The 21,134-nt window shown below is 70.4% G+C and carries 22 protein-coding genes; 6 read left to right on the top strand and 16 right to left on the bottom strand.

Features of this window, described 5'->3' with window-relative positions; all coding sequences use genetic code 11:
• Positions 1 to 3: 3 nt before the first annotated feature.
• Positions 4 to 645 carry a hypothetical protein gene (locus ABGB08_RS43080; protein ID WP_155361202.1) on the bottom strand — a complete coding sequence of 214 codons (642 nt, stop codon included), beginning with the start codon at positions 643 to 645 and terminating at the stop codon, positions 4 to 6.
• Between the two features lie 170 nt (positions 646 to 815).
• Between ABGB08_RS43080 and ABGB08_RS43075 the strand changes: the two genes are divergently transcribed.
• Positions 816 to 1,415: a hypothetical protein gene (locus ABGB08_RS43075; protein WP_347602949.1), complete on the top strand. Its 600-nt coding sequence runs from the start codon at positions 816 to 818 to the stop codon at positions 1,413 to 1,415.
• A gap of 104 nt (positions 1,416 to 1,519) precedes the next feature.
• Here ABGB08_RS43075 and ABGB08_RS43070 read toward each other — a convergent pair whose 3' ends face one another.
• From ABGB08_RS43070 to ABGB08_RS43055, 4 genes are all read right to left on the bottom strand, one after another.
• The gene (locus ABGB08_RS43070; protein ID WP_347602946.1) at positions 1,520 to 2,311 is read right to left on the bottom strand and encodes an MBL fold metallo-hydrolase; all 792 of its coding nucleotides are present in this window, start codon (positions 2,309 to 2,311) and stop codon (positions 1,520 to 1,522) included.
• A 28-nt stretch (positions 2,312 to 2,339) separates the two neighbouring features.
• A complete protein-coding gene (locus ABGB08_RS43065) occupies positions 2,340 to 3,131 on the bottom strand; it encodes an alpha/beta hydrolase (protein WP_347602943.1) in 792 nt (263 codons plus the stop codon).
• Positions 3,132 to 3,294: 163 nt separating this feature from the next.
• Complete coding sequence (locus tag ABGB08_RS43060) at positions 3,295 to 3,588, bottom strand: hypothetical protein (RefSeq protein WP_347602941.1); 294 nt, start codon at positions 3,586 to 3,588, stop codon at positions 3,295 to 3,297.
• 24 nt (positions 3,589 to 3,612) lie between these two features.
• On the bottom strand, positions 3,613 to 4,533 hold the full coding sequence (locus ABGB08_RS43055) for an alpha/beta hydrolase (protein ID WP_347602938.1): 921 nt from the start codon (positions 4,531 to 4,533) through the stop codon (positions 3,613 to 3,615).
• A gap of 155 nt (positions 4,534 to 4,688) precedes the next feature.
• Here ABGB08_RS43055 and ABGB08_RS43050 point away from each other — a divergent pair, with 155 nt between their 5' ends.
• The gene (locus ABGB08_RS43050; protein ID WP_347602935.1) at positions 4,689 to 7,469 is read left to right on the top strand and encodes a LuxR family transcriptional regulator; all 2,781 of its coding nucleotides are present in this window, start codon (positions 4,689 to 4,691) and stop codon (positions 7,467 to 7,469) included.
• A gap of 108 nt (positions 7,470 to 7,577) precedes the next feature.
• Here the strand turns inward: ABGB08_RS43050 and glgC are convergent, their stop codons facing one another.
• Positions 7,578 to 8,804 carry a glucose-1-phosphate adenylyltransferase gene (glgC, locus tag ABGB08_RS43045; RefSeq protein ID WP_218040797.1) on the bottom strand — a complete coding sequence of 409 codons (1,227 nt, stop codon included), beginning with the start codon at positions 8,802 to 8,804 and terminating at the stop codon, positions 7,578 to 7,580.
• A 49-nt stretch (positions 8,805 to 8,853) separates the two neighbouring features.
• Here glgC and glgA point away from each other — a divergent pair, with 49 nt between their 5' ends.
• Positions 8,854 to 10,020 carry a glycogen synthase gene (glgA, locus tag ABGB08_RS43040; protein ID WP_347602932.1) on the top strand — a complete coding sequence of 389 codons (1,167 nt, stop codon included), beginning with the start codon at positions 8,854 to 8,856 and terminating at the stop codon, positions 10,018 to 10,020.
• Here glgA and ABGB08_RS43035 read toward each other — a convergent pair.
• From ABGB08_RS43035 to ABGB08_RS43025, 3 genes are read right to left on the bottom strand one after another with little or no spacing between them, the layout of a single operon-like run.
• Complete coding sequence (locus ABGB08_RS43035) at positions 10,005 to 11,042, bottom strand: zinc-dependent alcohol dehydrogenase family protein (protein WP_347602929.1); 1,038 nt, start codon at positions 11,040 to 11,042, stop codon at positions 10,005 to 10,007. The genes glgA and ABGB08_RS43035 overlap by 16 nt on opposite strands.
• Positions 11,043 to 11,060: 18 nt before the next feature.
• A complete protein-coding gene (locus ABGB08_RS43030; RefSeq protein WP_347602926.1) occupies positions 11,061 to 11,555 on the bottom strand; it encodes an N-acetyltransferase family protein in 495 nt (164 codons plus the stop codon).
• A gap of 13 nt (positions 11,556 to 11,568) precedes the next feature.
• A complete protein-coding gene (locus tag ABGB08_RS43025; protein ID WP_347602923.1) occupies positions 11,569 to 11,856 on the bottom strand; it encodes a hypothetical protein in 288 nt (95 codons plus the stop codon).
• 101 nt (positions 11,857 to 11,957) lie between these two features.
• Between ABGB08_RS43025 and ABGB08_RS43020 the strand changes: the two genes are divergently transcribed.
• From ABGB08_RS43020 to ABGB08_RS43010, 3 genes are all read left to right on the top strand, one after another.
• The gene (locus ABGB08_RS43020; protein WP_347602920.1) at positions 11,958 to 12,449 is read left to right on the top strand and encodes a hypothetical protein; all 492 of its coding nucleotides are present in this window, start codon (positions 11,958 to 11,960) and stop codon (positions 12,447 to 12,449) included.
• A gap of 65 nt (positions 12,450 to 12,514) precedes the next feature.
• Positions 12,515 to 14,257, top strand: a complete 1,743-nt coding sequence (locus ABGB08_RS43015; RefSeq protein WP_347602917.1) for an ABC transporter ATP-binding protein — start codon at positions 12,515 to 12,517, stop codon at positions 14,255 to 14,257.
• 81 nt (positions 14,258 to 14,338) lie between these two features.
• On the top strand, positions 14,339 to 15,055 hold the full coding sequence (locus tag ABGB08_RS43010; RefSeq protein ID WP_347602914.1) for a hypothetical protein: 717 nt from the start codon (positions 14,339 to 14,341) through the stop codon (positions 15,053 to 15,055).
• On the opposite strand, the gene ABGB08_RS43005 is transcribed toward ABGB08_RS43010, so the two are convergent.
• From ABGB08_RS43005 to ABGB08_RS42975, 7 genes are all read right to left on the bottom strand, one after another.
• The gene (locus ABGB08_RS43005) at positions 15,052 to 15,630 is read right to left on the bottom strand and encodes a hypothetical protein (RefSeq protein ID WP_347602911.1); all 579 of its coding nucleotides are present in this window, start codon (positions 15,628 to 15,630) and stop codon (positions 15,052 to 15,054) included. The genes ABGB08_RS43010 and ABGB08_RS43005 overlap by 4 nt on opposite strands.
• 171 nt (positions 15,631 to 15,801) lie before the next feature.
• Positions 15,802 to 16,479 (bottom strand): NUDIX domain-containing protein, encoded by a 678-nt coding sequence (locus tag ABGB08_RS43000; RefSeq protein WP_347602908.1) that lies wholly within the window; start codon positions 16,477 to 16,479, stop codon positions 15,802 to 15,804.
• Positions 16,479 to 16,721 (bottom strand): DUF5302 domain-containing protein, encoded by a 243-nt coding sequence (locus tag ABGB08_RS42995; RefSeq protein WP_155347918.1) that lies wholly within the window; start codon positions 16,719 to 16,721, stop codon positions 16,479 to 16,481. Before ABGB08_RS42995 ends, ABGB08_RS43000 begins: the two co-directional genes overlap by 1 nt.
• Positions 16,722 to 16,768: 47 nt before the next feature.
• Positions 16,769 to 17,347 carry a hypothetical protein gene (locus tag ABGB08_RS42990; protein ID WP_347602905.1) on the bottom strand — a complete coding sequence of 193 codons (579 nt, stop codon included), beginning with the start codon at positions 17,345 to 17,347 and terminating at the stop codon, positions 16,769 to 16,771.
• A 14-nt stretch (positions 17,348 to 17,361) separates the two neighbouring features.
• On the bottom strand, positions 17,362 to 19,017 hold the full coding sequence (locus ABGB08_RS42985; RefSeq protein ID WP_347602902.1) for an MFS transporter: 1,656 nt from the start codon (positions 19,015 to 19,017) through the stop codon (positions 17,362 to 17,364).
• A gap of 58 nt (positions 19,018 to 19,075) precedes the next feature.
• Entirely contained in the window at positions 19,076 to 20,134 is a 1,059-nt protein-coding gene (gene aroF, locus ABGB08_RS42980) for a 3-deoxy-7-phosphoheptulonate synthase (RefSeq protein WP_347602899.1), read from the bottom strand.
• On the bottom strand, positions 20,131 to 20,661 hold the full coding sequence (locus tag ABGB08_RS42975) for a hypothetical protein (protein ID WP_347602896.1): 531 nt from the start codon (positions 20,659 to 20,661) through the stop codon (positions 20,131 to 20,133). The genes aroF and ABGB08_RS42975 overlap by 4 nt, the downstream gene beginning before the upstream one ends.
• Positions 20,662 to 21,134 lie beyond the last annotated feature (473 nt).

Genomic DNA, 21,134 nt, shown 5'->3' with positions numbered 1-21,134 from the left:
TCTCTACACCGGGCGGATGGTGCCGCCGATCTGGTCGAACAGGGCGTTCTTGCCGGTCAGGTCGGTGCTGAGGGTGACCACGCAGGTGCGGCCCTTGTCGGAGGGCACGTAGTACTGGGTGCCGTTGATGAGCGCCTTCCCCAGGGGCAGCGTGTAGCGGATCCGTACGGCGGTGCCGTTGCCCAGGGGGACGGCGGCGGCTTCGGAGACCTTGGCGTTGACCGTGGTGAGCTGCTGTTTGGCTATCTCGATCAGGGCGTCGGCGGAGGCGCCCACGCTGGGCTGGCAGAAGCCGTTGAGGTTGGTGACGAAGCCGTCGGGGGACTCCTGCTGGGAGGCGGGGTCCATCGCGTACAGGGCCTTGCTCTTCTGGAGGGACCGGAGGCTGGTCTTGGCCTGTTCCAGGGTGGCGCCGCTCAGGCCGCTGGCCTCCAGCTCCTTCTCGAAATCGGTCTTGGACAGGTCCACCGAACGCCAGCTCGACGGGATCGCCATCACCAGGCCGTTGGAGAGCCCGCCGACCCGGGTGAAACCATCGGGAATCGCCAGCGCCGACGGCCGGCTCACCGGTGGCGCGTCACTGCCACATCCCGCGAGGAGGAGCGCGGCGGCGACCAGGGCGGCGGAGACGAGTACGCGCGACACTCCGCGAGCGTAGCCCACCACGCGGTCGGCGGGCACGGGCAACCATTCTCGTGATCTGATCTGGTAAACAACGAGGCTCGCGAGTCACTAGATTTCCAGCTCACCTTCCTTTGACGCTCTAAACAGGCATAAACCGGATTCTGGGTGGTACTCACCAGATGAGGTGTGAGATGGTCCAGAATCCTGTTTCGCGCGGTCCCGTTACCCGGCTCATCCGATGGCTGGGGCTCGACCGTAACCCGCTGCGCCGGCGCAGCGACCGGGTGGAGGCGGCGATCCGGCTGATGTCCGTGATCGGCGTGCTGGCCTCGGTCGTGCTCGGCGTGCTCCTCGGCGTACGGACCTATCGGTACGGCCTCGGCCTGGAAGTGGAACAGCAGCGAACCCGGCACCGGGTCGACGCCACCCTCCTGGAAACAGCGGGCCCCAAGATCTCCCTCTCCGCTCCCGCCGCGGGCCCCGCCATGGCCACCTGGAAATCCCTGAACGGCGTCCCGCACCAAGGCCTGATCGACGCACCCGCGATGTGGCAGAAGGGCCAGACCGTCCACGTCTGGATCGACAACCGCGGCGAGATCGTCCCCCGCCCCCGAGACCGCGAGACCACCTTGATCTCCGGCATGACCGTCGGCGTCGGCATCCCCCTCTTCGCCCTGGCCCTGGTCAGCCTCCTCCTCCTGACCACCCGAATGCTGACCGCCCGCCGCGCCCGCCAGGCCTGGGCCGCCGAATGGACCATCATCGAACCGACCTGGCGCATCAACGGCTAACCCAGGCGGAGCCGGGCTGGTCGGCGATGAAGCCGGCCGCCAAGTCCGGGTGGCGGTCGATGAGGTCCCTGCCAGGTCGCCCGGGAAACAGGCTTGGGAGACGATCAGACGATCGTCGGGAGGGCGGTGCCGGGCGGTAGCCAGGTGATGGCCCGGGTGAGTGCCGGTGGGGCGGTCTCCAGTTCCCTTTCGATGGCGGCGCGGCCTTCGCTGAAATGTTGCCAGCCCTCGTAGTGGACGGGCAGGACCGTGGCAGGGGAGATCCCTTCGCACAGTTCGACGGCGTCGGCGGCGGTCATGGTGTAGCGGAGCGGGCCGGTGAGGGGGAAGCGGACGCCGCCCAGGTGCAGCAGGACCGTTCCGGGGCGCAGGGCCGCGGCGGTCTTGCGGAGGGCGGGGTGCAGGACGGTGTCGCCGGTAATCCAGAGCGGGCCGTGTTCCTGGCCGGGCCAGGTCAGGGCGAAGCCGATGACGTCGCCGACGATGGGGTGGCTGAGCGGAGGTCCGTGGCGGCAGGGGGTGGCGGTGATCTCGATCGGTGGCCGGCCGGGCGCCTCCAGGCGGGTGCTCTGCCCGGCCCGCAGGCCCCGCGTGGCGCCGCCGAGCCTGCGCGCTCCCGAGTGCGTGGTGATGACGGTGGCGGCGCCGCTCAGCAGGGCGCGGCCGGCGTCGTCGAGGTTGTCGCCGTGGTGGTCGTGGGTGAGCAGGACGGCGTCCAGTGGGGGCAGGGCGTCCGGGGGGAGGGCGGGGCCGGTGAGTTTGCGGGAGGAGGTGCCCCAGCCGAACGCGTAGGTCCGGCCGGGGGGGTCGAAAGTCGGGTCCGTCAGCAGGTGCCGGCCGTCGAACTCGATCAGGACGGTGGGGCCGCCGATGTGGGTGAACCTGACTTCCGTCATGGGGGGTGCTCTTCTCCGAAGTGGGGGGTTAGCTGTGGTCGAGGGCCCAGGCCAGGGCGCGGTCGGCGACTTCTTCCCAGCCGTCCTGGGCGGGCATGAGGTGGGAGCGGCCGGAGAACTCGATCACTTCGGTGACGGTCTTGGATTTGTAGTGCTTGGCGTTGGATTGCTGGATCTTGGGCGGCATCAGGTTGTCGTTCTCGCCGGCGATGAACAGCAGCGGTGCCCGGTTGTCGTTGGAGTAGTTGACGTGGTTGTCGTCGGGGCCGGGGTGGATGTTGGCCAGGGCGCTGCCCCAGAAGACGTGGCCGGAGGCGGGGATGTGGTAGCGCTCGTAGAGGGCGCGGGACTGGTCTTCGGGGAAGGTGTTGGTGAAGGCGTAGTGCCACTGGTCGAAGGTGAATCCGACGGCCTTGTGCCGGTTGGCGGGGTTCTTCAGGACGGGGAAGGTCGCTTTGATCTGGGAGAGCGGGATGACCTTGACGCCTTCGGTGGGGGCGGAGTTGATGGCGACTCCGGCGGTGCCGTAGCCGTGGTCGAGGAGGATCTGGGTGAACACGCCGCCGGCGGAGTGGCCCATGATGATCGGCTGGGAGCCGAGCCCGTCGATCAGTTTCTCCAGCGTTTCGATGATCGCGGGGACGGTGAGCTGTTCGATCGGGGTGGGGTCGGCGTTGAGCGCTTCGACTTCGACCTCGAAGCCGGGGTAGGCGGGGGCCAGCACCTTGAACCCTTGGGCTTGGTAGCGGGTGATCCAGTGTTCCCAGCTGCGTGGGGTGACCCAGAAGCCGTGGATGAGGACGATGGTGTCGGGTTTCATGGGGTTCTCCTTCAGCGGGTGGCGGCGTAGGCGGCGACGGCCAGCACCGTCAGCAGACGGCGCAGAAGTGGGACACGCATGAAAGATCCTTTCGAAGAGGGACGGCGGGGTTTGACCGTAGGTTCCGGCCATCTGGACCGGAATCCGTCAGATGACGGTCCGGCTACGTAAGCGCCGGCTGGGGAAGGGGGACCGGCTCGGCCAGGTCCATCCGGCGGGTCTCGGGCGCGAACAGGATGGCCGTGAAGCAGATCGCGGCGCAGACCATCATCAGCAGCGCGATCGGCCAGGACTGGCCGCCCGAGCCGGCCAGCAGGGCCGCGGCCACGAACGGAGCGGGTCCTCCGGTCAGCGCCGCCGTCCACTCGCGGGCGATGGCGATGCCGCTGTAGCGGTACCTGGTCTGGAACAGCTCGGTGCCGACCACGGCGGCCTTGGCGACGCGCGCTCTGCTCATAGGGGATCCCGGCTCTCCAGAAGGTCAGGGACGGATGAGAACCTTCGCCAGGAAGGCGATGGCCTGAGCGATGGCCGCTTCGGTGGCCGGTGCTGCGCGCAGGGCGTTGAGCATGATGAAATCGTGGATGACGCCCTGGTACCGCACGGCTGTGACCTGCACGCCCGCCTGGCGGAGCTTGGCGGCGTACGCCTCGCCCTCGTCGCGCAGGACGTCGGCCTCGGCGGTGATGATGAGCGCGGGCGGCAGCCCGGCCAGTTCCTTGACCGAGGCGCGCAGCGGGGAGGCGGTGATCTCGGCGCGCTGCGCCTCGTCGGTGGTGTACTGGTCCCAGCACCAGCGCATGCCGTCGCGGCGCAGGAAGTAGCCCTCGGCGAACTCGTGGTAGGACCCGGTGTCGAAGGTCGCGTCCGTGACCGGGCAGAACAGGACCTGCCCGGCGAGGTGCCGCCCGTGCGTGAAGGTCAGCGCGGCGGCCAGGGTCGCGCCGGTCGAATCGCCGGCCACCGCGATCCTGGCAGCGTCCAGGCCGTACGCGGCGCCGTGGGCGCGCACCCACTCCAGCGCGGCCCGGATCTCGTTGACGGCGACGGGATAGCGGGCTTCTGGGGAGAGGCTGAAGTCGACGAACACCACGGCCGCCTGGACGCCGAGGGCCAGTTCGCGGGCCAGCCGGCCGTGGGTGCGCTCGTCGCCGAACACCCATCCCAGGCCGTGGATGAACAGGATCACGGAGTGCGGGCCGGGTACGCCCACGGGCCTGAAGATGGTCACCCCCGCCCCGGGTGGCCGCTCACGTGTGGTGCCCGGGATCTCGATTTCCGGAATCTGCGCGTCGCCGATGGCCTCGCGTCCCTCGGCGGTGGGCATGCCGTACAGATAGGGCGGGTTCGCGGTCGCGTCGGCGAACGCCTTCGCGGCCGGTTCCAGTACGGGCTTGACCATGAAGGCTCTCCGGGGCGCGAGGGACAGGGCGCCTCGAACGCTAGGCCGCGCCTCCATGCCGAACATTCGTCACATGACGGCGATATTCCTTCATATGACGTAATTCTGCGACAATGGGAGCGCAACCACCGACAAGCCTGGGCGGTAGCGTGTCGATGATCACCCTGTTCGGGCGTGAGCGCGAGGTTGCGGCCGTCGAGGAACTCGTCGACCGCATCCGCGAGCGTGGAGACGCGCTGATCGTGCGGGGCGCGGCGGGGATCGGCAAGTCCGCCCTGCTGGCGGCGGCAACCGCCAGGGCAGAAGCGCGCGGAGTGGCGGTGGCGGGCGCGGCCGGGGTGCAGAGTGAGACGCACCTGCCGTTCGCCGGGCTGCATCTGATGCTGCTGCCCATGCTCGACGCCGTGGGCGACCTGCCCGTACGGCAGCGCGAGGCCCTGCTGGGCGCCTTCGGAATGGGCGAGGCGACCACCCCAGAGCTCTTCCTGATCGCGTTGGCCGTCCTCAACCTCCTCAGCGAAGCGGCCACGCGCCGGCCGCTGCTGGTGGTCGTCGATGACGCGCAGTGGCTGGACCGGCCCAGCATGGGCGTGCTGGGATTCGTGGCCAGGCGGCTGCGCTCCGAGCCCATCGTGCTGCTGCTGGCCGTCCGCGACGGCTACCCCACCAGCCTCGACGACTGCGGGCTCGCCGAGCTGCCGCTGAGCGGGCTGGACCCCGCGGCGGCCGAAGCGCTCCTGGACGTCCAGACTCCCAAGCTCAGCGTCGGCATGCGCTGGCGCGTCCTGGCCGAGGCGGCGGGCAACCCGCTCGCGCTGGTCGAACTGCCGCTCGCGCTGGGCGCGGAACGGCCCGTGGCCAAAGCCGAGTTCCTCCCGCTGACCGCCCGGCTGGAGCGCGCCTTCGCCGTACGGCTGGCCGAGCTGCCGCCGGAGACACGGTCGTTACTGCTGGTCGCGGCCGCGGACGACGGCCACGATCTGGCCGACGCGCTGGTCGCGGCCGCCGCCATGACCGGCGGCGGGATGACACTAGCGGCGCTGGCCCCGGCCGCCGAGGCCGGACTCGTGGAGTTCCACGAGGGAGCCATCCGCTTCCGCCATCCGCTCGTACGCTCGGCGATCTACCAGAAATCCGGACACGGCGCGCGCATGGCGGCCCACGCCGCGCTCGCCGACGTACACGCCCGGGACCCCGACCGCCGGGCCTGGCACCGGGCGGCGGCGATCAGCCACCCGGACGAGTCCGTGGCGGCTGAGCTGGAGGGCGTGGCCGTCAGGGCGCGGCGGCGCGGCGCGATCACGGTGGCGGTGACGGCCCTGCAGCGCTCGGCCGGGATCAGCGAGGACGCCGCGGTCCGCGCCGAACGCCTGCTGCGCGCCGCCGAGCTCGCCTTCGAGCTGGGCCGCGGCGACCTGGTCGCCGACCTGCTCGGCCAGGTGGAGCCGGCCGTCCTGGGGGCGCCGCAACGGGCCAGACTCGTCTGGCTGAGCGAGGTGCTGGAGGAAGGGCGCAATGAAGGGCCCGCGCGGGTACGCCGGCTGATCTCCACGGTGGAGACCCTTGAGGCGGCGGGCGATCGCGCGCTCGCCCTGAACTTCGTCCGGGCGGCGGCCCTGCGCTGCTGGTGGGCCGACCCGGGCTGGGAGGTCCGCCAGCACGTCGTCACCCTGGCCGAGCGGCTCGCGGCCACCGAGGACGACCCCGAACTGGTGCTCACCCTGGCCACGGCCAGCCCCGTGGAACGCGGGGCGGACGTCATGGAACGCCTGGCCAGGCTGCGCGACACCCGCCTGGACGGGGCGATGGCCAGGATCCTGGGCGTGGCCGCGACCACCGTGGGAGCCTTCGACCTGGCCGAGGGCTTCCTGGACGCGTCGATCGCCGACCTGCGCGCGCAGGGCAGGCTCGGCCTGCTCGCCCAGGCCCTGGGGTCGCAGGTGTGGACGCTTATCTTCTGCGGGGACTGGGCGACAGCCAAGCTCGTCACGGAGGAAAGCGAGCGCCTGGCCCGCGAGACCGCACAGCCGCGCTGGCAGTCGGCCGCCCATGCCGGGCTCGCGCTCCTGGCCGGACTGCGCGGGCAGGAGGAGCTGGGCTTCGCCCTGGCCGCGGCGGGGGAGCAGGTGCTCGGCATGGTCGCCACCAGCTCGAACCTGGCGCTGCTGCAGCAGGCCAAAGGCATGATCTCGCTATGCGCCGGCAACTACGCGGAAGCCTTCGGCCACCTGTGGCGGGTCTTCGACCCCCGCGACGCCGCCTATCACCACATCTATCGCCTCTGGCTGGTCAGCGAGCTGGCCGAGGCCGCGGTCGCCGACGGCCACCTGGCGACCGTCAGAGCGTTGATGCCGGAACTGGAGGACGTGGCGGCCCAGACCCCCGCCCCGCTCCTGCACGTGGGGATGCGCCATGCGCGGGCGCTGCTCGCCGAGGACGGCGACGCCGAGGCGCTCTACCAGAACGCCCTGAACGCCGACCTGTCCCGCTGGCCGACGGCACGGGCGCGCCTGTCACGGACCCACGGCGTCTGGCTGCGCCGCCAGCGGCGCGTCCGCGAGGCGCGCGTCTCGTTGCGCACCGCCCGTGACTCCTTCGACGCCCTCGGCCTGCTGGCCTGGGGCGAGCGGGCGCGCCAGGAGCTGCGCGCGTCCGGCGAGGCCAGCGACCGGCGCGCGCCGTCGACCACCGACAACCTCACCGCCCAGGAACTGCAGATCGCCCGGCTGGCCGGGGCGGGCCTTTCCAACCGCGAGATCGGCCAGCAGCTCTACCTGTCCCACCGGACCATCAGCACCCACCTCTACCGGATCTTTCCCAAGCTCGGCATCACATCTCGCGGCCAGCTGCGGGACGCCCTGCGGGGAGCAGAACCCCAGCCTCGGGAGGGCGCCCAGCCGCCGGCAGGACTTCCGCCAGACCGGCAGAGCCAGTAAACGCTGCGGATTCTCAGGTACGCACGGCCAAAGCCGCAGTCGGCCTCCTGCCACCATGAGCGCCTAGCCCACCGGGCGCGCCCGGCGATCACGGGTGGGGCCCGAGCGTCAGCGGTCGAGGATTTCGTTTTTGCCGATGACGACGATGCCGCCGCGGGTGACGGCGAAGCGTTTGCGGTCCTCTTCCAGGTCGAAGCCGATGCGGGCGCCGTCGGGGATGATGACGTTCTTGTCGATGATGGCGCGGCGGACGATGGCGCCGCGGCCGACCTTGACGCAGCCCATCAGGACCGAGTCCTCGACCTGGGAGTGGGAGTGCAGGATGACGCCGGGGGAGAGGATCGAGCGCAGGGCCGTGCCTCCCGAGACGATCACCCCGGCGGAGACGAGGGAGTCGATGGCGTGGCCGATGCGGTCGCCGTCGTTGTGGACGAACTTGGCGGGCGGTAGGGGGTCGTGGCCGGTGTAGATGGGCCAGCGGTCGTTGTAGAGGTTGAAGACGGGGTGGGCGGAGATCAGGTCCATGTGGGCGTCGTAGTAGGCGTCCAGGGTGCCGACGTCGCGCCAGTAGCCGCGGTCGCGTTCGGTGGAGCCGGGGACGACGTTGTGGGCGAAGTCGTAGACCTCGGCGCCGCCCGCCTTGACCATCATGGGGATGATGTTGCCGCCGAGGTCGTGCTTGCTGGCGGGGTCCATGGCGTCCTCGCGGAGCGCCTCGATCATGGACTGGGTCTTGAAGACGTAGTTGCCCATCGACGCGTAGACCTGGTCGGGCGCGTCGGGCAGGCCGACCGCGTCGGTGGGCTTCTCGCGGAAGGCGACCACGCGGCGGCCGGTGGGGTCGGTCTCGATCACGCCGAACTGGTCGGCCAGGGCCAGCGGCTGCCGGATCGCGGCGACGGTGACGTCGGCGCCGGAGTCGATGTGCTGGTCGACCATCTGCCGGGGGTCCATCCGGTAGATGTGGTCGGCGCCGAACACGATCACGTGGTCGGGCAGCTCGTCGTAGATCAGGTTCAGGTTCTGGAACAGCGCGTCGGCGGAGCCGGCGAACCAGCGCGGGCCGAGCCGCTGCTGGGCGGGCACCGGGGTGACGTAGTTGCCGAGCATCGCCGACAGCCGCCAGGTCCGCGAGATGTGCCGGTCCAGGCTGTGGTTCTTGTACTGGGTCAGCACGACGATCTTCAGATAGTGCCCGTTGGCCAGGTTGGACAGCACGAAGTCGACCAGGCGGTAGATCCCCCCGAACGGCACGGCCGGCTTGGCCCGGTCAGCGGTGAGCGGCATCAAACGTTTGCCTTCGCCACCGGCGAGCACGACTGCGAGCACCCTCATGGCCATGACCTTAACCCGTCAAAAGGGTCGCAAACACTAGGGTGAGCATATGCGTGTCGATCTGCTCAGCCGCGAGTACCCGCCCGAGGTTTACGGGGGCGCCGGAGTCCACGTGGAGTACCTGGCGCGCGAGCTGCGCCGCCTGCTGGACGTGCGGGTCCGCTGCTTCGGCGGGCCGCGCGAGGACGCCACCGCCTACCGCATCCCGGGCGGCCTGGAGTCGGCCAATCCGGCCCTGCAGGTGCTCGGCGTGGACCTGGAGATGGCGGCGGGCTGCCTGGGCGCCGACCTCGTGCACAGCCACACCTGGTATGCCAACTTCGCCGGCCACGTCGCCAAGATGTTGTACGGCCTGCCGCACGTCGTCACCACCCACAGCCTGGAACCCCTCCGCCCCTGGAAGGCCGAGCAGCTCGGCGGCGGCTACACCCTCTCCTCCTGGGCCGAACGCACCGCCCTGGCGTCCGCCGACGCGATCATCGCGGTCTCGGAGGGCATGCGCGCCGACGTCCTCACCGCATATCCCGAAATTTCGCCCGAAAGGGTGACGGTGATTCACAACGGGATCGACACCGGCGAGTACGCCCCCGCCCCCGGCGCCGCCGCCCTCGCCCGCCACGGCATCGACCCCGCCCGGCCGTACGTCGTGTTCGTGGGCCGGATCACCCGCCAGAAGGGCCTGGCCCACCTGCTCCGCGCGGCGCACTCCTTCGACCCCGCCGCCCAGCTCGTGCTCTGCGCGGGAGCCCCCGACACCCCGGAGATCGCCACCGAGGTGACCGCGCTGGTCGAGGAGCTCTCCGCCACCCGCAAGGGTGTCATCTGGATCTCCGAGATGCTGCCCCGCCCCGAGGTCATCGAGATCCTCACCCACGCCACGGTCTTCGTCTGCCCGTCGGTCTACGAGCCGATGGGCATCGTCAACCTGGAGGCGATGGCCTGCGAGACGGCGGTCGTGGCCACCGCCACCGGCGGCATCCCCGAGGTCGTCGCCGACCAGGAAACGGGTCTGCTGGTCCCGATCGAGCAGGGCCCCGACGGCGAGCCATACGACCGGGAGGCCTTCGCGGTCGCGATCGCGTCCCGGGTCAACGCGCTGCTGTCCGACCCCGGCCTGGCCGACGACATGGGCCGGCAGGGCCGCCGCCGCGCGATCGATCACTTCTCCTGGCCGCGCATCGCCGAACGCACCCGGGAGCTCTACACGTCGCTGTGACGCCAGGGGTCGATCATCGTGACCCCCGGCGTGGAGCCGCCGACCAGGGCGGGGACCGCCTCGTCCAGGGAGATCGTCCTGGTGATCAGCGCCTCCGGCGTGAGCCGGCCCGCCGCGATCAGCTCCAGCATCGGCGGGTACGCGTGCGCGGGCATGCCGTGACTGCCCAGCAGATCCAGCTCGTACGCGATGACCCGCCCCATCGGCAGCTCGGCCCCCCGGGGAAGCAGCCCGATCTGGACGTGCCGCCCGCGCCGCCGCAGGCTCTGGATGGACTGGGCACAGGTACCGGGGTCGCCCAGCGCGTCCATCGCCACGTGCGCCCCTCCGGCGGTCAGCTCCACGATCTGGCCGGTCAGATCACCGGCCCCGGCGAGCAGGCTTTCGGCCGCGCCGAAACGCCGGGCCAGCGCCAGGGCGTCCGGCGAGGTGTCGATCGCGATCACCTGAGCCCCGGCGGCCGCCGCGATCATGACCGCGGACAGGCCGACGCCGCCGCAGCCGTAGACGGCGACCCATTCGCCGGGCCGTACCGACGCGCGGGCGGTGACCGCGCGGAACGCGGTGGCGAAGCGGCAGCCGAGGCTGGCTGCGGCGGCGAAGGACATGCCCTCGGGCAGCCGGATCAGGTTCACATCGGCGTGATTAATCGCGACATATCCGGCGAAGGAGCCCCAGTGCGTGAACCCCGGCTGGGTCTGGTACGCACAGACCTGCTGGTCACCTCTCGCGCAGTCCGAACACGACCCGCACGCGCAGACGAACGGCGCCATGACCCGGTCACCGGGCGCCCAGTGCCGCACCCCGGCTCCGACCTCCGCGACGACCCCCGAGAACTCATGCCCCGGAATATGCGGAAATTTCTGGATATCGGCGTCGTGGCCCTGCCAGCCGTGCCAGTCGCTCCGGCACAACCCGGTCGCCTCGACTCGGATCACCAAACCCCAGGGCGGCGGCCCTGGCTCCGCCACTTCCCGAACCTCCGGCGACATCCCGAAACCGTCATAAACCACCGCGCGCATCCGCCCAGCGTAGACCGGTCAGAGCGCACGCTGCAGTAACACCGTGTCCAGCCAGCGCCCCTGCTTGAACCCCACATGCCGCAACCGCCCGGCCTCCGTGAACCCCTCCGACGCGTGCAACGCCAGCGTCGCCGCCGACTCCGGCCCGCTGTCGGCGATCACGGCGATCATCTGCCGCGCCCCCGCCTGAGCCGCCAGCCCCAGCAGCTCCTTGAGCAGCGCCCGCCCGATCCCCTGCCCGGTACACCCCGGAGCCAGATAGATCGTGTCCTCCACCGTGTGCCGGTAAGCCGGTTTAGGCCGGTACGCCGCCGCGTACGCGTACCCCACCACCACCCCGTCCACCTCGGCGACCAGGAACGGCAGGCCACGGATCTCGATGTCCTCGGCCTTCGCCCGCCAGGCCTCCTGACTCGGCGGCACCTCGTCGAACGTGGCGACGCTCTCGGTCACGTAGTGCGCGTAGATCGCGGTGACCGCGGGCAGGTCCTCCGCCCGCAACGTTCTGATCATGTGTCCACGGTAGTCACGGCAGGCGCGCCGCGGTCTCCCGGGTGAGGTCGATGAGCACGCGCGCGAGCTCCGGCCGCTCGGCCATGACGTCCTGCAGCCGCACCCGCCACATGCCCGACTCGGCGATCGACGCGTCCTCGGTCAGCAGCCGCAGCCGGGTCTCCGCCAGCTTCAACTGGTACATCACGCCCAGGTGGTTCCCCACCATCTCGCTGAGCCACCAGTACGCGTCCGCCGTGGTCGCGGCCACGAAGACCCGGGCCGTGTCCCACGCCACTCGCTGGGGGTGAATGACGTCCATGGCCGGATGGTACGCCGGAAGAAACGTATTTCCGAGGGAGACCTGGCGCAAAGCCCTCAAGGTGCTGGATTCTAGGCGCAATCGCGTGAAAGGAACGTGCCATGCGCGCACTCGCCGGTCTGATCGCAGCTGCGATCCTCTTCTTACCCGCCGCTCCAGCCCTAGCCGCTCCCTCCCCCGTCGCCTCCAAGACGGGCGATGCCACGCTTTACAAGGCCCGCAAGAGCTGGGACCGCTACTCGCCCGGCAAGAAGGCGTACGCCAAGGGCGCCCTGCTCGCCACCAACCTGAACAAGGAGACCATCCCCCCGCTGGCGACCGTGAAGGTCACCGGCAAGGCGTACGACCTGACCAAGAGCAGCACCTGCGGGTACGCGGTGTTCCGCATCACCTACATGAAGGCCGACGGCTCGCTCCCGTTCAAGCACCGGACGATCCGCGACTGCACGTACAAGTCGGCCAAGTCCTTCACCTTCACCGACAAGCGCGTCGCCCTGGTCGAACTCAAGGTCTGCAGCGAGGCCAAGCACAGCAAGCCGTCGATCAACTGCCTGTACGCGCAGGCCTGGAAGGTCCTGTACAGCACCCTGTAATCCACTCGAAACGCACATAGGGGAAGATCTACGTTGTTTGTAGGTCTTTTCACCCGGGGGGATATGTGGGCGAGCTCGAACACCGGTATAGGGGAGAACATCCGGTCCGTACCCTCGCCTACCTCTACCGCGACCACCGGCGGCGGCTGCTGGGGGCGGTGCTCGCGTTCATCGTGAAGCACAGCCCTACCTGGCTGCTCCCGCTGGTCACCGCCAACATCGTCAACGTGCTGGTGGAGCATCGCCCGGTCGGCGAACTCTGGGTCAACGCCGGGGTGCTCTGCCTGCTGCTGATCCTCAACTATCCGTTCCACCTGCTCTACGTGCGCGCCCTCAGCGGCGCCATCCGGCGGGTGGGGACCGGCCTGCGCTCGGCCCTGTGCCGCCGGATGCAGGAACTGTCCATCGGCTACCACTCCCGGGTCAGCGCGGCCGTGCTCCAGACCAAGGTGATCCGGGACGTGGAGGGCGTCGAGCAGATGACCCAGCAGGCCGCGGACATGGGCCTGGCCGCGCTGGTCACGATGGCGGGCGGGATCACCGTGATCGCCGTCCGGGTGCCGGCCGCGCTGCCGGTGTTCCTGGTGGTGGTGCCCGCCGCGGCCGTGCTGGTGATGAGGATGCGCGACCGGCTGCGCTCCAACAACGAGAGCTTCCGCCAGGAGGTGGAGCTGCTGTCCTCGCGGGTGACCGAGATGACGCACCTCATCCCGATCACCCGCGCGCACGGCCTGGAGAAGGACGCGCTGCACCGGGTCGACGGCACCCTGACCAAGGTGCTCCGTACCGGCCTCAAGCTGGACCTGGTCAACGGCAGGTTCGGCGCGCTGGCCTGGATCCTGCTGAACGTGCTCGGCGTGGCCTGCCTGGCCGGGGCCGCGCTGATCTCCTACTACGAGGTGTTCGCCCTGACCCCCGGCGACGTGGTCATGCTGAGCACCTTCTTCACCACGCTGACCGCCTCGGTGACCACGCTCATGAGCCTATCCCCGATCATCGCCAAGGGCCTGGAGTCGGTCCGGTCCATCGGCGAGGTCCTGCAGGAACCCGACCTGGAGCAGAACGCCGGCAAGGCCGAGGTGGCGCCCGTGTCGGGGCGGCTCGACTTCGAGAACGTCTCGTTCGCGTACGAGACCGGGCGCGTCGCCGTGGCCGGCCTCGACCTGAGCGTCGTGCCCGGGGAGACGGTCGCCCTGGTCGGCGCGTCGGGGGCGGGCAAGTCGACCGTGCTCAACCTGGTCATCGGCTTCCTGCGGCCCACCGGCGGCCGGATCCTGCTGGACGGCCGCGACATGGAGGCCCTCGACCTGCGCAGCTACCGCAGGTTCGTCTCGGTCGTGCCGCAGGAGTCGATCCTGTTCGAGGGCAGCATCCGGGAGAACGTCACCTACGGCATGCCCGAGGTCCCCGACGAGGTCGTGCGCCAGGCGTTGCGGGACGCCAACGCCACCGAGTTCGTGGACCGCCTGCCCGGCGGCCTCGACACGGTCGTGGGGGAGCGCGGCGCGCGCCTGTCCGGCGGCCAGAAGCAGCGGCTGGCCATCGCCCGCGCGCTGATCCGCGATCCCCGGGTGCTGATCCTGGACGAGGCCACCTCGGCGCTCGACACCCGCTCGGAGGCGCTCATCCAGCAGGCCCTGGCCCGGCTGGTCGCGGGCCGGACCGTGCTGGTCGTGGCCCACCGGCTCTCCACGATCCGCACCGCCGACCGGATCGTGGTCCTGGACGGCGGCCGGATCGCCGAGATGGGCTCCCACGAGGAACTTTTGCGCTCCGGCGGCGTCTATACAGGGCTCCAGACCGCCTGAATCAAGTATCAGTCAAGAGATGTGCAGGCGGCCGGGTCCATAACAGGGGAGCAGCAGATCCGCCCGTCTGGAGCCCCCCTCATGAACCGCACCCTCCTCGGCCTGGCCGCCGTCGCGATCGCCGGATTCGGCGCCACCCTGCCCGCCACCTCCGCCGCCGCCGCCGCGGACTACGGGCCCGACACCTGCCGTCAGGGGTACGTCTGGCGGGGCGCCAAGCCCTCCGACCTGGTCTGCGTCACCCCCGGCAACCGCGACCAGACCGCCCTGGACAACAGCGTCAAGCACACCCGCTGGACCTCCGGCGCGTACGGCGCCCACACCTGCCTGACCGGCTACGTCTGGCGCGAGGCCTTCGACGGCGACGACGTCTGCGTGCACCCCAGGGTGCGCAGCCAGGCCGCGGCCGACAACGCCGCCAGCCCGGGCCGCAAGGTGGCCGCCAAACTGTGGATCTCGAAGTACACGATCAAGCCCAAGATCGACGACAAGACCGGCACCGGCACGACCACCTCGACCGACGACATCCCCAAACTGAAGATCAACGGCAGCCATTACAACTACGGCCAGGTACGGCTGTTCGTGCGCTATTCCGCCACCAACCGCGTCGCGTACAGCGTCACGCTCGGCGCCTCCGCCCACGCCGGTTTCGCCGGAGGCAGCTTCGGCCGCAAGACGGGCCTGTTCGACTGCTCAGGCCCCGGCAAGCCCGCCAACGCGTACGCGCAGGCGCATGACCTGGTCTCCGGCCGCTGGTCGGCACGGGTGCCGATCCGGATCGGCTGCGCCGTCCTCTAGCTGACCGGCGCGACCTCCCGGATCGCCGTCTCGGTCCTGACCGCCGCCGCGCAGTCCTGGATCGCCCCGGTCAGCAGCTCCCTGAGCAGCCGATCCGGATCCTGGATGCACGCCTGGGCGATGCCCCGGACCGCGAGCTGGACCGTGTTCGGAGCCGCGTACCTGCGGAAACCCCGGCGCGAGATGTGCACGCCGCCGCGGAACCCGCGGGCCCAGCGCGCCGCTTCCGGAACCCGGTCAAGCGCCTCGCGGCTGGCCGGTTCCAGACCGGGCGCCCTGCCCTCCAGCTCGCCGAGCACGTGCTCGGCGGCCAGTACGGACACCGCGAGCGCCAGCTGCCGCTCGGCGGCCACCACGGGCAACGCGGTCGTCGCGCAGCGCAGCGCGATCGCCACCTCGATCCGCGGGTCGTCGCCGGTGAGCCCGATCACCGACGGGATGAGCGGCGCGAGCAGCTGCCGGTTCTCATCGGTGGTGTGGTCGTTGACCAGCCGGGCCAGACCGGCCAGCAGCGGATGCGTACAGGACGGGTGGTCGCTCCACTTCTCTCCGGCCAGGTAGGACACGAACTCCATGAAGCACGCACCCTTGCGCGGATTGCGGTGCTTTCCCTTGGACAGCAGCGGAACCGCTGCCGGTGGTTGGCCTGAAACGAGTCGTTCGGTGCGATTTCCCATGTGCTTTCCCATGCGATTTCGTCCGTAATGTCCTTTTCGCGGATGCTCACTTTCCAGTGTGCGCCTCGATCACGCAGAGCGGAAGGGGCCCTCCAGCGCCGCCCACTGCAGCAGCATGATCGTCTTAGCGTCGGCGATCTCACCGCGCCTGATCATGGCCAGCGCCTCGGCGAAGGGAAGCTCGACAACCTCGATGTCCTCGCCCTCCTCGGCCACCCCGCCCCCGGCCGCCAGGCGCGATTCCGCCTGGTATGGCGCCGCGTAGAAGTGCACACATTCGGTCACGGAGCCAGGACTCATGAACACATCGAAAACGTGTTCGATAGCTCCGATGGTGTAACCGGTCTCCTCTTCAACCTCGCGGCGGACCGCGGTCTCGGCGTCGTCGGCGTCGAGCAGGCCCCCCGGGGTCTCCAGCAGCATGCCGTCCGGGTGTCCGTTCACGTACACCGGGTAACGGAACTGGCGGGTGAGCAGGACCGTGCGGCGCTCGGCGTCGTAGAGCAGCATGGTGGCGCCGTTGCCCCGGTCGTAGGTCTCCCGGTGCTCGACCGACCAGTGGCCGTCGGCGTGCTGGTAGTCGAAGGTCGTCTTGAGCAACACATACCAGCTGCAGGAGAGCAGTTTCACGTCGCGGACCAGCACCCGCGGATTGCCCGTCAGATCGCGGCCGGCCTGGTCGAGGCCGGTCCGGCCGCGACCGTCCGGAACGTCGATCCCCGGAACCCCGGTGATCTCGGTGGTCATCAGCCGCCGCTCTTGCGGCGGAAGGACCGCTTACCGCCCACCACGCCGTGGGTGCCGTGGATCTTCGAGGACCCCTTGCCGCCGCCCTTGGCGTTCCGGTCGGCCTGCGTCTGGCGCTTGCGCTCCAGCGCCTCCCGGAACTTGCGCTTCAGCTCGTCCTCCCCCTCGTCCCCCTCGGACACAGCGATATCGGCTGTGTCCTCTGCGGGTTCCGGGGTGGGTTCTGCCGTGGTCTCAGACATCGGAACCTCCTGATCACCCACCCTACCGCGCCGTGACAAGCGAGTTTTCAGGTGACCGGTTCCCGCCACTGCGGGATCAGGTGTAACGGCAGCGCCGGTTCCCTGGCCGGGCGGGGGTCGGCGTCGGTGACCGGCGGTACGATCCGGGGGCTGAAGATCTCCTCGACGTAGAGCAGCGGCGTGTCCCCGAGCATGATCACGTAACTGCGGCTCGCGCTGGTACGGCTGTCCGTCGCCCACCCGTTGAACCAGCGGGTGCCCGCGCGCAGGAGGATCCGGTGGTGGCCGGGCACGTGCTCGTCGAGCAGCCGCCCGAGCGGCACGTCGCCGCCGTCGAAGATGCGCTCGATGACCGGGTGCCGGTCCGGCATCATGACCACCCGGTTGACCGAGACGGCGTGGCCGCTGGCCCTGACCAGCTCGGAGTAGCGGACGATGACGGTCTGCTCGGCGGTGATCCGCAGGTGGGCGCGGACCTCGGCGGCCAGCGCGAGACCGGCCTGGATACGCTCCTGCCGGCCGATCCTGACCCGCAGCGGCTCGCCCAGGAAGGCGGACAGGATGCGGGTGGTCGAGCCGTCGTGGCCGAGGATCATGCGCGTGAGCGCTTCCGGCGCGATGTTCATATCGGGTATTCCCTTCAATTGGTGTGAGCGTTGCGGCGCGATTTCTGCTGCGCCTGCTCGTTCATGGCGTGCTTCGAGAGCACGGTGTCGGCCGCCTCGGCCACCCGCCCGGCCGCCTCGTAGAGCGCGATGAGCGACTTGACCGGGACCTGGGGCGGGCTTGCCGGGCTTGGGGCCGGTTCGGGGGCGGGACGCCGGGGCGGGGGTTCGCGGCGGACGAGCACCGGGACCACCCGCCCGGCGGTCTCCGCGGGTTCCGCCGGCTCCGCGCGGGGCGGCGGGGTCTTCTTGACCTTGGCCGGGGCCAGGAACAGCCCGAGCACGCCCGCCAGCGCCGCCATGGCCAGGCAGGACAGCACGGCGGAGCTGTAGCCGGGCATCGGCCCCGACACGATCGGGTGGTCCATCAGCACGGCGGTGAGGGCCACGCCCAGCGCGGCCCCGACCTGCCGGGCCGACTGGCTGGCCCCGGTCGCCGCCGCGTACCGTTCGGGTCCGCCGGACAGCGCGGCCGCCGCCGAGATCGCGGTGCTGAGCGCGCCCAGGCCCAGGCCGAACACCGCGCTGGAGGGCAGCCAGACCTCCAGCAGCCGGGGCGGCCCGTCCTGCATGCCCTGCGTGATCAGCCAGACGCAGGCCGTGGTGACCAGCAGCGCGCCGGTGTAGATCACCGGCCGGGGCCCGTGCTTCTTGGTCAGCTGCCCGGAGATCAGGCCGGAGACCAGCACCCCCAGCGAGATCGGGGCCAGGCCCGCCCCCAGCAGGACCGGATCGTCGGGCCACATGTCCCGCAGGTAGTTCGGCGCCATCACCAGCATCGGGAAGGCGATCAGGCCGTACAGGATGGAGAGCAGCCCGGCCAGGGCGAACATCGGGATCCGCCACACCGCCAGCTCGATGGCCGGGACCGGGTGCCGCGAGGACCGCCAGACGGCCACCACCAGCAGCACCAGACCGGTGCCGAGGGCGGCCGCCAATTGGGTGCTCCAGCCCCAGGTCGGGCTCTGCACGATCGCCCAGACGATCATCGAGAGCGAGCCGAACAGCAGGGCGGTGCCGAACGGGTCGGGCAGCCGCCCGGCCAGCCGGCGGGTGTGCGGCAGGGCCAGCGCGGCGCAGAGCAGCAGCGCTCCCACGATCGCGCTCGGCATGAAGTAGGAGCGCCAGCCCAGGCCCTCGCCGAGCCAGCCGCCCGCCGCGTGCATCAGCGCGCCGCTCAGCCCCGGCGCGGCGCTCCACGCGCCGATCGCCGCGGCCCGCCGCTCGTCCGGGAACCCGGCCAGCATCAGCGCCAGCGAGGACGGCACCATCGCCGCCGTGCCCACGCCCTGCACCGCGCGCGCCGCCAGCAGCAGCGGGAAGGAGTTCACTGTGATCGCCACGGCCGCGCCCGCGGTGAACGCGCCGAGCCCGAGCACCAGCAGCCGCCGGTGCCCGACCAGGTCGGCGATCCGGCCCGCCGTCGGCAGCAGCGCCGCGTACGGCACCGCGAACGCGGTGATCACCCATTGCAGGTCGGTGCGCTCCAGGCCGATCGCGATGGCGGTGTTCTTCATGACCGGGACGGCGAACGTCGCCCCGATCGAGTCGGCCATGGACAGCGCCATCACGCCCATGCACACCAGAAGGGTCAAAACGGTTCGGCCGCGCTGCGCGGGAAGAGCGGTCACGGGGTTCTCCTGTCCGAGTGCCGCGGGCGCCGGGGAGTGGCGCCCGCGTGCCGTCGTCTCAAGCGCCGACCGGAACCCGGGCGGCGTGCCCGGTCAGCGTCAACGGGGAGATCGCGGGGATTCGGTTCACCAGCGGGGCGAAGGCGGTCACCGTCTCGGCCAGCTCGCACAGATCGTCGTGGACCAGCGCCTGCGCGCCGTCGCAGAGCGCCTGCGAGGGGCGGGGGTGCACGTCCACGATGATCCCGTCCGCGCCGACCGCGATGGCCGCCCGCGACAGCGGCAGCACCAGGTCGCGGTGGCCGCCCGAGTGCGACGGGTCCACCAGCACCGGCAGGTGGGACAGTCGCTGCGCCACCGGCACCGCCGAGATGTCCAGGGTGTTCCTGGTGGCGGTCTCGAAGGTCCTGATCCCGCGCTCGCACAGCACCACCCGCAGGTTGCCCTGCTGGGCGATGTACTCGGCGGACAGCAGCCAGTCCTCGATCGTGCCGCTCATGCCGCGCTTGAGCAGCACCGGGCGGCCGGACCGGCCGACCGCGCGCAGCAGCGTGAAGTTCTGCGTGTTGCGTGCCCCGACCTGCAGCATGTCGGCGTAGGAGGCGACCAGGTCGACGTCGCGGGCGTCCACCACCTCGGTGACCACCGGCATGCCGGTCTCGGCCCCCACCTCGGCCAGGATCTTCAGCCCGGCCTCGCCGAGCCCCTGGAACGCGTAGGGCGAGGTGCGCGGCTTGAACGCGCCGCCGCGCAGCAACACCGCCCCGGCAGCCCTGGCCATCTGGGCGGCCTCCAGCGTCTGCTGCGGGGACTCGACCGCGCACGGCCCCGCGATCAGCGTCACCGTGCCGGGCCCGATCGGCACCGGCCCGACCCAGACGGTGGACCGCTCGGCGTGCCCCTCCCGGCTCACCAGCTTGTACGGCGCGGACACCCGCCGCACCTCGGCGACCCCCCGCAGGTCGAGCGAGCCGATCTGCTCGACCGCTCCGGACAGGGCGATGATGGTACGGCTGACGCCCTGGCTGACATACGCCTCGCAGCCGCGGGCGGTCACGGTGTCGACGACGGAGGCGATGTCCTCGGTGGTGGCCCCTGGGCTCATTGAGATGATCATCGCTGTGCCCGCCGTGCCGGTCCCGGCCACAGGACGCCGCCGTGGTTCTCGATGGCCGCCTCCAGGGCGGACATCAGCTGCATGGTCTGCTGCCTGAGCTCGCGGACGGCCGCCACCATGTCCGGCGAGAGCGTCTCGCGGGACCGGTTCTCCAGACCGGCCGCCGCCGTGCGCAGCCGCAGGTGCATCTCGTAGGCGATGTCCGCGTCGGCCACCGGGGCTGACAGGGGCACCGGGCGGCGGGGTGCGGGGATGGACCTGCCGACGGCCGGGAGCACGTCGGTGTCGGCCTCCTCGGAGGGCAGCCACCCTTGCCATGGCTGCACCCCCACCGGCATCGGGCGGGCGTGCCGGCCCTGGACGGGACGCTGCCCGGTGACCGCCTCAGGCGGGTCGTCGGCGTACGGGTCGGGGGCGGGGGCGGGCTGCGGGGGAGTGGGGTACGGCGGCGTGGTCACCAGATGGCCGGGGAAGGCCGAGGGTCGCGGACGATCGGGTCCGGTGCCGGGAAACGGGTTGCGGCGCATGCCGCTCCTTCGGGTCGGCGGGCGCGCGGCCCGCGTGGAACTGGGGTTCTAGGCGGTGCTCGGGGCGGGGCACTGGTGATCCTCACGGATCAATGTTCATGACCTGCTATTTCTTCTCGACGGCGTCCTTGACAAGATTCAATTCTTTGAGTCGGGAGCATAGACAGGCGAACTCGAATCACGCTAGGGGTTCGATGAAAGTTCACATAAATGGCACGCGAGAGGTCGCAGAACTTGACTCTTGTCAGCTTACTGACAAACCAATTCTGTCAGGGGCTGAGGGGGTATCAGAAATGTTCTTATCCTGCCCTTGACAACCACGTGTCAAGGGCCTGACCATCGCATTGATTGCCTGGCGTGCTCGGGGAGACGGTCGCCGGACGGTGAGTGGGAAGGGCGCCAGGCAGTCGGAAAACTAAATCAGGAACTTATCTAGAGAGCTTCTCGAATCTTATCTAGAGACGTTTACTTCA

Source organism: Acrocarpospora sp. B8E8, from assembly GCF_039871605.1.
GTDB classification, from domain to species: Bacteria; Actinomycetota; Actinomycetes; order Streptosporangiales; family Streptosporangiaceae; genus Acrocarpospora; species Acrocarpospora macrocephala.
This window is presented reverse-complemented; position numbering and strand designations above follow the sequence as displayed.